Consider the following 9,212-nt stretch of genomic DNA (forward strand, 5'->3'; position numbering starts at 1 on the left):
GGACGGTCACGGATCGACCATGGACGGCTACAGCATCGTCCACCCCGCCGACGTACCGGCCGACCAGTTCAACACGTGTGAGACGGCGGTCCGGAAACTGACGGAGCCGCTCGGAGCGACCGAACTCCGGGTGAATCAGGTCGTCGTGGAGCCGGGCGAGGTGACGACGCCACACACCCACGAGGGACAGGAGGAGGTGTTCGTCTCCATGGACGGCGGCCAGATCTCGCTCGCCGGCGAGGTCCACGACGTGCCCGCCGGCGGCGTCGTCCGCGTCGCCCCGGAGACGGTCCGCAATCTCGTCAACCACACCGACGAGACCCACGTCTGGCTGGCGTTCGGCGCGCCGCCGGTCGGCACCGTCGAGGACTTCGGGTCGTACGTCGTCGAGGAGCGGGAGTCCTAGGCGCCGTACGTCTTCTCCAGATACGCGACGATGTCGTCGCTCTCGGACATCCCCTCCACGCCGTGGTCGGGGTCGACGAGGACGGGCACGCCCGTCTGCCCGCTCACCTCCTCCACCTCGGTTCGCTCGGAGTGCGAGCGCGGCACCTCGTGGGAGACGTACTCCAGCCCGAGTTCGTCGAGTTTGGTCTTTACCTTCGCGCAGTAGGGACAGCCGGGGAGTTCGTAGAGTTCCAAGTTCGGCATCGAGTGACCGTACAGGCTCCGCGAACTTGAGGCCGACGGACGCGTGCGCCGCGGGTGCGCGGCCGGGGCCTACGCCAGCGTGTTCGTCCGCACCACGTAGTACACGACGAACGCGCCCGCGAGCGCCCAGTGACCGGGGCGGACGTCACTCCACTCGCCGCGGGCGGCCTTCACCACGGGGTAGGTGACGATGCCGGCCGCGATGCCCGTCGCGATGGAGTAGGTCAGCGGCATGACGAGGATGGTCATGCCCGCGGGAATCGCGTAGGAGAGGTCGTCCCACGCGATGTCGACGACGTTGCCGAGCATCACGACGCCGATGACGACGAGGGCGATGTGGGAGGCGTACAGCGGGATGGCCGCGGCGAGCGGCACGACCGCCAGCGACGCGAGAAAGAGCAGGGCGACCACGAGGGCGGTCATGCCCGTCCGGCCGCCCTCCTCGACGCCCGATGCGGACTCGATGTACGTCGTCACCGTCGAGGTGCCGAGCATCCCGCCGACGGTGGTCCCGACGGCGTCGGCCATCAGCGGCTTGTCGATGTCGGGCAGGTTGCCGTTCTCGTCGAGGAAGCCGGCGATCTGGGCGACGCCGGTGAGTGTCCCCGCGGTGTCGAAGAAGTCGACGAAGAAGAAGGTGAAGACGACCAAGGCGAAGGTGAACGCCTCGATGTCCGCCAGTCCGGAGACGAAGGCGCCGGCGAGGGGGGTGATGTCGTAGGTGGCGCTCGGACCGCTCGCGACGAGGGCATCCGCGGCGTCGCTCCCGACGATCCCCGCGTTGGCGACGCCCCACCCCAGCAGCGCGGTGGCGGCGATGCCGATGACGATCGAGCCCCTGATGCCGCGGGCGTAGAGCGCGAACGTCAGAAAGAGGCCGACGACGGAGACGATGGCGACCGGATCGGAGGCGACCGCCCCCAACTGGACCAGCGTCGCGGGGTCGTCGACGACGATTCCCATCGCCTGTAATCTGATGATAGCCAGGAACAGGCCGATCCCGGTGCCGACCGCGAACTTCACCGGTTCGGGGAACGCCCGGATGACGTACTCCCGGGCACCGACTGCGGTGAGGGCGATGAAGACGATGCCCTCGACGACGACCGCCGCGAGTGCGGTCTGCCAGGGGATGCCGAGCGCGCCAACGACGGTGAACGCGAAGAAGGCGTTCAGCCCGAGTCCCGGCGCCTGTCCGAACGGCCGGTTCGCGTACAGCGCCATGATCAGCGTCGCCGTCGCCGCCGCGATGATGGTGACCACCGCGAGCATCGACTGTACTTCCGGCAGACTGTACCCCGGGATCGTGACCCCGGGTTTCTCCCCGGGGATGCCGGCGAGGATGCTCGGGTTCACCACGACGATGTAGGACATCGTCAGGAAGGTGGTGGTCCCCGCGAGCACCTCCGTCCGGAGGTCCGTCCCGTGCTCTTCGAAGCCGAAGTAGTTCGCCAGCGAGTCACTCAGCGCCATGCACGGATGAGCGTATCCGGGATGTGGAACTTAACGGTTGGCATGCGACGGCCCGGAAACACGGACGAACTCCCGTGACGGGGCCACCTACTCCCCGGCCAGCAGGTCGCTCGCGGTCAGCAGGGCGTCGAGTTCGATCCCGTGTTCGGCGAGCAGTTCCCGGGCGCCCTCCTCTCGGTCGACGACCACCAGCACCCGGTCGACGACGGCGCCCGCCTCGCGCAGCGCATCGACGGCGTCGAGGGCGCTCTTGCCCGTCGTGGCGATGTCCTCCAGGACGACCACGCGGTCGCCCTCGTCGAGTCGTCCCTCGATGCGGTTGCCCGTGCCGTACTCCTTTTCCTGCTTGCGGGCGATGACGTAGGGTCGGCCGGTTTCGGCGCTCGTCACCGCCACCAGCGGCACCGCGCCGAGGGCGACGCCGGCGAGTTTCGGCTCGTCGATCCGCTCGGCGAACGCCGCGGCGATCAGGCGCAGACACTCCGGGTCCGTCTCGAAGAGGTACTTGTCGACGTAGTAGTCGCTGGTCCCGCCGTGGGAGAGTTCGAACTCGCCGAACTTCACCGCGTCGGCGTCACGGAGCGCGTCGACGAGGTCCTGGGTCGTCATTTGATTGGAGGGGACCGCGAACGGACATAAACGGGGCGGTTCGACGAGAGAACCGCCGGAATGACGGGGCGGTTCGACGAGAGAACCGCCGGAATGACGGGGCGGTTCGACGAGAGAACCGCCGAAACCGGACCGGTTACCACGGTTCGGCCTTCAGGCCGAGGACGTACGCCCCGGCGTTCGTGGTGACGTGCAGGAGCGGCGTGGCGACGAGGATCACCGCCAGCCGCGCGGGCGAGAACGTCGACAGCGTCCACGACGGCGCGAGGAGGGCGGCGAGGACGAGCGCGCCGACCACGAAGTCGAGCTGGTCGAGTCCGGGGACGGCGGCGCCCCGCTCCCGGCCGAGCCGGCGCTTCAGGAACGAGGCGCCGATGTCGCCACACATCGCCCCGAGCGCCAGGCCGACGGCGGCCCGGAGCGAGAAGACGGGGAGGCCGGCACCGAGCGTCGCGACGACGCCCGGCCGGACGGCGTTGAGCGCCATCGCCAGCGCGACGCCAGCGAGCGTGCCGGCGGCGGTACCGCGCCACGTCTTGCCGTCGCCGAGCAGCCGGCGACCGCCGAGCGTCCGTCCGCCGTCGATGGGGCGTCCGCCGCCGGCGAGGACCGCGGCGTTGTTCGGGACGTACGCCGGCAACATCGCCCAGAGCGCGCCGGCGACGAGCGAGACGACCATACCCACCGTAGGCCCCCGACGGGTGAAAAGCCCCGGCGGTTCCGATCGCGTCCCGTGGACACGCTGAAGGCCCCCGGCCCCCATCGTCCCGGTAATGTCCTCGTGGAGACGCGACGTGGCCAGCGGACTCGTGGTTCTCGTGCCCATCCTCGTGATCCTGTTCGTCCTCAACTGGCTGTACTCGAAGGTGGCGGACCTCCCCGTCGTCGACACGCTCCCCCCGTACTACGGCGTGCCCGTCGCCATCGTGGTGTTCGCCATGCTGGTGCTGTCGGTCGGCTACCTGATGCGGACGACGGTCGGTCGGCTGTTCGAGCGCGGCCTCGACAGCGCGATGAACCACGTCCCCCTCATTCGGGTGCTGTACAACGCCTCGAAACTCGCCGTCGAGACGGCGCTCACCGGCACCGAGGACCTCCAGAAACCGGTGCGCCTGGAGACGTGGCCCGGCATCAACATGACCGCCTTCAAGACTGGGCAGACGACGGCCGACGGCAAGGAGGTGCTGTTCATGCCCACCGCGCCCAACATCACCACCGGCTTCGTCATCGAGGTGGCCCCCGAGCGCATCGAGGAGACCGGCGAGAGCGTCGAGGAAGCCCTGACGCGCATCCTCAGCGCCGGGTTCGCGGAGGACGAACACGCGAAGGGCATCGAAATCGCCGTCGAGGACGCGGTGAACGACGGCGAGGAGTCACGCTCCTCGGGAACTGACGGCGAGGAGTCACGCTCCTCGGGAACTGACGGCGAGGAGTCACGCTCCTCGGGAACTGACGGCGGCGCGAACGACTAGACGTCGACGTACGTGAACCAGTCCTCGTGGTCGTCGGTGCGCCGCTCAACTAGGTCGAAGAAGGCCTGCTGGATGTCGGTCGTCACCGGGCCGCGAGTCCCCTCGCCGACGACGACGTTGTCCACCTTGCGGATCGGCGTGACCTCCGCCGCGGTGCCGGAGAAGAAGAGTTCGTCGGCGGTGTTGAGTTCGCCACGGCTGATCGTCGCGTCGTCGTGGACGGTGTACCCCTGCTCGCGTGCGAGCGTGATGACCGTGTTTCGGGTGATGCCGTCGAGGATCCCCTCGGCCAGTCCGGGGGTGTAAATCTCGCCGTCCCGGACGAGAAACAGGTTCTCGCCCGGCCCCTCGGCGACGTTCCCCTCCTCGTTGAGCAGGAGCGCCTCGGTGTACCCCTCGCGTTTCGCCTCCAGACTCGCCAGCACGCTGTTGACGTACGGCCCCGTCGTCTTGGCGTTGGTCGGGATCTGCGAGGAGGCGTACTTGCGCCACGAGGAGACGGTGACCTCGACGCCCTCCTCCAGAGCGTCCTCACCGAGGTAGGCGCCCCAGGGCCAGACGGCGATGGCGACCCGTTCGGGGCAGGTCTCCGGACTCAACCCCAGCATGTCGTAGCCGTAGTACGCGACGGGGCGGATGTAACAGGACGGAAGCTCCTGCCGGCGGATGAGCTCGGTCGTCGCCTCGGTGAGTTCCTCGCGCTCGAAGGGGATGTCGAGGTTGTAGGGCTTGCCCGACTGGTAGAAGCGGTCCAGATGCTCCTCCCAGCGGAAGATTGCGGGACCCTCCTCGGTGTCGTAACAGCGGACGCCCTCGAAGATCCCCGTCCCGTAGTGGAGTCCGTGGGTGAGGACGTGCACCTCGGCGTCGTCCCAGTCGACGAACTCGCCGTCCATCCAGACCGTGTCGACGTCGCCGGCCTCGCGCATCTCTTCGAAACCCATCTCACGCACCCTCCGAGCGTAGGCGTGCGCTTCTCGGCCGGATCGCGTCGCGAGAAGTCGTCGTATCGAGCGACATGAGTTGGTGTAATTTGGCCCAATCCGGTCTTAACAGTTTCCGTGCCGCGTTCCTCGACGCCGACCGCTCCGTCGACCCCTGGGGGTTCGGGGTGGATTGCGGGTCCACGGAAATAGTGAAGTGGAATCGGGTGTGAGGTGGGCGTGAGCCCGCCGGTTCGGGCATGGTTTCAGATGGACCCTTGTGGGGTTGAAGCGGACTCAAAGACGACCAAGACGCCGACAAGGATCGTGTTTCAGATGGACCCTTGTGGGGTTGAAGCAACGTCCTCAGCACCAGCGCAACCGGCTCCGTGGCCGCGTTTCAGATGGACCCTTGTGGGGTTGAAGCTACGTCGCCGCTAACGCGACCGACGAAGTCCGTCGGGTTTCAGATGGACCCTTGTGGGGTTGAAGCTTGGACCGGCTGGTTTCCGTCCGGACTGCCGCCATCCGGTTTCAGATGGACCCTTGTGGGGTTGAAGCAAGGAGATGGCCCCGCACCTGACAACCGCTCACGCTGTTTCAGATGGACCCTTGTGGGGTTGAAGCAGCAGTCGCGGGAGTAACGATCACCGGAGTCACCGCGTTTCAGATGGACCCTTGTGGGATTGAAGCCACGGACTACCGACGACGTCTCGGAACTGGTCGAGCGTTTCAGATGGACCCTTGTGGGGTTGAAGCGCGTCGCAGGTCGTACAGGTCCCCCAGCGCGTCGATCGTTTCAGATGGACCCTTGTGGGGTTGAAGCCAGCCGGAGGACGGTGTGGCCCTTCAGGTGCGCAACCGTTTCAGATGGACCCTTGTGGGGTTGAAGCAAACGCCGTTCTCGGCGTGGGATGGACAGCGTATGAGCGTCAGGAAGTGAGAACGACGTCCACGTCGGCGATCTCGCGGAGGGGTGCTTTGTCGAAGTCGTTCTTGTTGTGGGTGACGAACGTGCCGCCGGCCTCGTGTGCCGTGGCCAGATTCAGGAGGTCCACGGGATCGAGCTTCACGCCTTGGGACTGAAGTTTTTCGTCGAGATAGGCGGCTTCGAGCGCGGTGTCAGCGGTGAACGGAAGTATCCGGTCGAGACTCGACCGGAGGTGTTGGTGTTCCCTGAGCATGTCGCTCCGGCTGCCGTGGCGCTGAAACGATTCCCAAGCGACGTGAGATGGAATGGTCCATTCGTCGGTTCGGTACTGCTTGAGATGCTGAACCACCGATTTCTCGGAGTTTCGGAGTTTCACCAGAACGTCTCTGTCAAGAACGATCATCTACCGGCGGTTCTCCAGCGATTCGTTCAGTCGTTCGCGGTCTTCGTCCATCTGCTCGATATCTTCCTCGTCGACAGGCGGAAGTGACTCGGCTATCGCTTCGACGTCTTTCTCGCTCCGGCTGAGTCGGTCCAGTAGGTCGTTGAAACTCTCGTCGTCCCGCTTCAGGTCTCGAAGCCGCTCTTTCACGTCGTCGGTGACTCGTATCGTGCTCATGTGTATACAGTGTGTACGAAGGAGTGTATGGGTTTCGGTGGTCAGAGCCAGTCGACTTTCTCGATCCCGCGCTGTTGCGCGTTTCAGATGGACCCTTGTGGGATTGAAGCGGTTAGTTTCGGTACTCGTCGATGTCGACGACCCGCTTCGTCTTGGGATGTGTGAGGTCGCGGTCCGACGAGACGACAGGCGCGTTCAGTTCTCGGCCGACGGCGGCGATAAGGCCATCCGCCCCCGCGAGAAACGGTCCCTGTGGCCCGATTTCGTCGGCGATCACCCCGGCAACCTCCGACGTCTCCGTCCCCGTCTCGTAGACTTCTCCCCAAGAGAGGTCGGCTTTCGCCTCAGCCACATCGCCGTCCGGGTCGTTCCCTTCTCCGACGAGGACTTCAGCGTAGGCCGGTGCTGGAAGGATGAACCGGTCGTTTTCGTTGGAAAGCAGGTACTCGGCGGTGGCGTCAACACCGTTCAGGTAGTCGATGAGAAACGTCGCGTCGAGTACTTTCATCCGTCATCCGCCAGCCGACGAGTCCGCTCTTTCGACTTCTGCGTGGATTTCTCGCGGGCGTCTCGGACGCGGTCGGCGTGTTCGTCTGACCACCGACCAAACCCGGCGAGCAGGTCGCGGTCGTCTTCGAGCATACGCCGTAGCACGTCGTTGTAGCTCTCCCCCTCCCTCCGCCGACGGTCCAGTTCTCGCTTCACCGTGTCGCTCACTCGAATCTGTTCGTCAGCGGTTGACATCTTACGTTGACGTTGGCGTTGACACGGCTTAGTCGTTGGGCTTCGGGCCAGTCGACTTTCTGGCGCTCTCGATCCTGCGCCACCGGAGAAAACGTCCCCCGACGGTGATCGGGAAACGTCTCCGGATCGTTCCACCTGCCCCCGTCACAGACCAGCGACGGACCACGACCCCCGGCGCACCTGAGGGACGCTCCTCGTCGACGATGTCTCCGGTTTCAGACGGCACCCTCGTGAGGTTGCCCTCCGACAACGACGATCGGGTGATCCAGATACGACGTTTCGGGCGGGCGTTGGCGGCGGTGCCCGATTCGGCGCGAGCGCCCCGCCCTCACGCCAGCGCCTCGACCAGCGCCGCCCCCTCCACGAACGGCACGTCGTGTCGTCGGGCGTACGTCCGCGCGTCGGCCGTCGAGAGCGCCCCGCCGGTGTCGTCGTCGAGCATCTCACAGCCGGCGACCGCAGGGGCGACGCCGGCCTCGCGGGCCAGCGCCAGCCCCAGTTCCGTATGGCCGCGGCGCTCGCTCAGGAGTCCCGGTGCCGCCCGGAGGAGGTGGACGTGGCCCGGCGTCCGGAACTCCGCCGCGAAGTCGTCGACGCCGTAGTCGTCGTCCCCGCTCACCTCGCCGAGACGGCGGATGGTCAGCGCCCGGTCGTCGTCGGTCACGCCGGTGAAGCCGTCGCGATGGTTGACCGTCAGCGAGAACGACGGATGGGCGTCGTACCCCAGGTCGGTGTGGTCGTTCGCTGGGTGGTCGAGTTCCTCGTGGAGGAAGGGCAGGTCGAACCGCTCGGCGACGGCGTCGGTGAGGGCGACGAAGACGAGGCCGCCGCCGTCGTTGCGCAGGCGTCCGACGGCCGCCGGCGTCACCGCGCTCGCGGGATAGAGGAGGTCGGTCTCTCCCTCGCGGTCGTCGGCGTCGTGAACGAGCACCGGGTCGCCGTCGCGGAAGGCGGCGACGACCCGGTCGAGCGCGCCGACCGCCTCGCTCCGGCCCCGCATCGTCACGCGTCCCCCAGGTGAACCGTCAGGCGGTCCCCGTCCGAGAGGTCGAGTGCGTCCCGGAGTTTGTCCGGAGCGATGAGTTCGAGCTGGGTGGCGTCGTGGTGGGTGCGGTCCGGGACGATGACGTGGGCGCCGTCGTACGACTCGCCGTCGACCTCGACCCGAGCCGCGTAACACGTCGCCGGTCCGAAGGTGCGCTCGTCGTCCTCCCACCCGTCGATGGGCGTCGCGCCGGTTTCGAGGGCGTCCATCTCCCCGCGGGCCCGGACGCTTTCGGGAGTCAGTTCGACGTTGAGCGTCCCGGGGAACGGCTCGTAGCCCAGGCGCTCGCGGAACTGCGTCATGTAGCCGGACAGCGAGATGTAGTGACGCCCCTCGCCCATGCCGCTCGTGACGGTGCCGTCGAGGGAGAGTGCCGCCTCGTCCTCGAACAGCCGCCGGTAGTCGGCGTACTCGCGCCTGAGCGCCGCCGCCCCGTCGTCGGTGAGGGCGACGAACTGCCCGTCCGCCAGCACCTCCCGGTCGAGGAGGCCGGCGTCGTCCAGCCGCTGGAGTCGTCGAGAGGCCGTCTGGGCCGACGTGCCGAGGCGATCGGCCAGGCCGGAACACGAGACCTTCGTCCGCCCCGAGAGGCCCCCGTCGAGTCCGATCCGCTTCAGGGCGGCGAGTTCGTCGTGCCCGACCGACGACGCCGCTGCGCTCTCTGCCATACCCGGGCTTGTTACTCGCCGCGTATAAGCATACCGAATACGGTATGCATCTCGAAATCGTGATGGAGTGTCGTCGGGCG

Annotated in this window: 13 protein-coding genes and 1 CRISPR repeat array; of the genes, 2 read left to right on the forward strand and 11 right to left on the reverse strand. The window is 66.9% G+C overall.

All coding sequences use genetic code 11. From position 1 onward, the window contains the following. Nucleotides 1-19 precede the first annotated feature (19 nt). A complete protein-coding gene (locus NBT67_RS10825) occupies nt 20-406 on the forward strand; it encodes a cupin domain-containing protein (RefSeq protein ID WP_251341733.1) in 387 nt (128 codons plus the stop codon). On the opposite strand, the gene NBT67_RS10830 is transcribed toward NBT67_RS10825, so the two are convergent. The 4 genes from NBT67_RS10830 to NBT67_RS10845 all read right to left on the reverse strand — a co-directional run bounded on the left by NBT67_RS10830 (nt 403) and on the right by NBT67_RS10845 (nt 3,409). Continuing rightward, on the reverse strand, nt 403-651 hold the full coding sequence (locus tag NBT67_RS10830) for a glutathione S-transferase N-terminal domain-containing protein (RefSeq protein WP_251341734.1): 249 nt from the start codon (nt 649-651) through the stop codon (nt 403-405). The genes NBT67_RS10825 and NBT67_RS10830 overlap by 4 nt on opposite strands. Before the next feature lie 69 nt (nt 652-720). Continuing rightward, complete coding sequence (locus tag NBT67_RS10835) at nt 721-2,121, reverse strand: NCS2 family permease (RefSeq protein ID WP_251341735.1); 1,401 nt, start codon at nt 2,119-2,121, stop codon at nt 721-723. Nucleotides 2,122-2,208: 87 nt separating this feature from the next. Continuing rightward, entirely contained in the window at nt 2,209-2,730 is a 522-nt protein-coding gene (gene pyrE, locus NBT67_RS10840) for an orotate phosphoribosyltransferase (protein ID WP_251341736.1), read from the reverse strand. A gap of 136 nt (nt 2,731-2,866) precedes the next feature. After that, entirely contained in the window at nt 2,867-3,409 is a 543-nt protein-coding gene (locus NBT67_RS10845; protein WP_251341737.1) for a CDP-2,3-bis-(O-geranylgeranyl)-sn-glycerol synthase, read from the reverse strand. 94 nt (nt 3,410-3,503) lie between these two features. Here NBT67_RS10845 and NBT67_RS10850 point away from each other — a divergent pair, with 94 nt between their 5' ends. Further along, on the forward strand, nt 3,504-4,202 hold the full coding sequence (locus NBT67_RS10850; protein ID WP_251341738.1) for a DUF502 domain-containing protein: 699 nt from the start codon (nt 3,504-3,506) through the stop codon (nt 4,200-4,202). On the opposite strand, the gene NBT67_RS10855 is transcribed toward NBT67_RS10850, so the two are convergent. The 7 genes from NBT67_RS10855 to NBT67_RS10885 all read right to left on the reverse strand — a co-directional run bounded on the left by NBT67_RS10855 (nt 4,199) and on the right by NBT67_RS10885 (nt 9,132). Then, nucleotides 4,199-5,146 carry a branched-chain amino acid transaminase gene (locus NBT67_RS10855; protein WP_251341739.1) on the reverse strand — a complete coding sequence of 316 codons (948 nt, stop codon included), beginning with the start codon at nt 5,144-5,146 and terminating at the stop codon, nt 4,199-4,201. The genes NBT67_RS10850 and NBT67_RS10855 overlap by 4 nt on opposite strands. A gap of 242 nt (nt 5,147-5,388) precedes the next feature. Beyond that, nucleotides 5,389-6,018: a CRISPR direct-repeat array (repeat unit 30 nt; unit sequence GTTTCAGATGGACCCTTGTGGGGTTGAAGC). Nucleotides 6,019-6,057: 39 nt separating this feature from the next. After that, nucleotides 6,058-6,459: a type II toxin-antitoxin system VapC family toxin gene (locus NBT67_RS10860; protein WP_251341740.1), complete on the reverse strand. Its 402-nt coding sequence runs from the start codon at nt 6,457-6,459 to the stop codon at nt 6,058-6,060. Next, on the reverse strand, nt 6,460-6,675 hold the full coding sequence (locus NBT67_RS10865; RefSeq protein WP_251341741.1) for an antitoxin VapB family protein: 216 nt from the start codon (nt 6,673-6,675) through the stop codon (nt 6,460-6,462). A gap of 112 nt (nt 6,676-6,787) precedes the next feature. Beyond that, complete coding sequence (locus NBT67_RS10870; protein ID WP_251341742.1) at nt 6,788-7,183, reverse strand: PIN domain-containing protein; 396 nt, start codon at nt 7,181-7,183, stop codon at nt 6,788-6,790. Next, nucleotides 7,180-7,419, reverse strand: coding sequence for an antitoxin VapB family protein (locus NBT67_RS10875; protein WP_425498838.1), 240 nt, complete (start codon nt 7,417-7,419; stop codon nt 7,180-7,182). Before NBT67_RS10875 ends, NBT67_RS10870 begins: the two co-directional genes overlap by 4 nt. Before the next feature lie 328 nt (nt 7,420-7,747). Then, nucleotides 7,748-8,419: a 3,4-dihydroxy-2-butanone-4-phosphate synthase gene (gene ribB, locus NBT67_RS10880; RefSeq protein ID WP_251341744.1), complete on the reverse strand. Its 672-nt coding sequence runs from the start codon at nt 8,417-8,419 to the stop codon at nt 7,748-7,750. A gap of 2 nt (nt 8,420-8,421) precedes the next feature. Then, on the reverse strand, nt 8,422-9,132 hold the full coding sequence (locus tag NBT67_RS10885; RefSeq protein WP_251341745.1) for a DUF120 domain-containing protein: 711 nt from the start codon (nt 9,130-9,132) through the stop codon (nt 8,422-8,424). Between the last annotated feature and the right edge of the window lie 80 nt (nt 9,133-9,212).

Origin of the sequence: Haloplanus sp. GDY1 (genome assembly GCF_023703775.1) — an archaeon.
Classification (GTDB): domain Archaea; phylum Halobacteriota; class Halobacteria; order Halobacteriales; family Haloferacaceae; genus Haloplanus; species Haloplanus halophilus.

Bases quoted from the DNA above. Each gene is read 5' to 3' on its own strand.
- pyrE (WP_251341736.1), bottom strand. From the start codon at position 2,730: ATGACGACCCAGGACCTCGTCGACGCGCTCCGTGACGCCGACGCGGTG.
- NBT67_RS10855 (WP_251341739.1), bottom strand. From the start codon at position 5,146: ATGGGTTTCGAAGAGATGCGCGAGGCCGGCGACGTCGACACGGTCTGG.
- NBT67_RS10830 (WP_251341734.1), bottom strand. From the start codon at position 651: ATGCCGAACTTGGAACTCTACGAACTCCCCGGCTGTCCCTACTGCGCG.
- NBT67_RS10875 (WP_425498838.1), bottom strand. From the start codon at position 7,419: ATGTCAACCGCTGACGAACAGATTCGAGTGAGCGACACGGTGAAGCGA.
- NBT67_RS10870 (WP_251341742.1), bottom strand. From the start codon at position 7,183: ATGAAAGTACTCGACGCGACGTTTCTCATCGACTACCTGAACGGTGTT.
- NBT67_RS10860 (WP_251341740.1), bottom strand. From the start codon at position 6,459: ATGATCGTTCTTGACAGAGACGTTCTGGTGAAACTCCGAAACTCCGAG.
- NBT67_RS10845 (WP_251341737.1), bottom strand. From the start codon at position 3,409: ATGGTCGTCTCGCTCGTCGCCGGCGCGCTCTGGGCGATGTTGCCGGCG.
- NBT67_RS10825 (WP_251341733.1), top strand. From the start codon at position 20: ATGGACGGCTACAGCATCGTCCACCCCGCCGACGTACCGGCCGACCAG.
- NBT67_RS10865 (WP_251341741.1), bottom strand. From the start codon at position 6,675: ATGAGCACGATACGAGTCACCGACGACGTGAAAGAGCGGCTTCGAGAC.
- NBT67_RS10835 (WP_251341735.1), bottom strand. From the start codon at position 2,121: ATGGCGCTGAGTGACTCGCTGGCGAACTACTTCGGCTTCGAAGAGCAC.
- NBT67_RS10850 (WP_251341738.1), top strand. From the start codon at position 3,504: ATGTCCTCGTGGAGACGCGACGTGGCCAGCGGACTCGTGGTTCTCGTG.
- NBT67_RS10885 (WP_251341745.1), bottom strand. From the start codon at position 9,132: ATGGCAGAGAGCGCAGCGGCGTCGTCGGTCGGGCACGACGAACTCGCC.
- ribB (WP_251341744.1), bottom strand. From the start codon at position 8,419: ATGCGGGGCCGGAGCGAGGCGGTCGGCGCGCTCGACCGGGTCGTCGCC.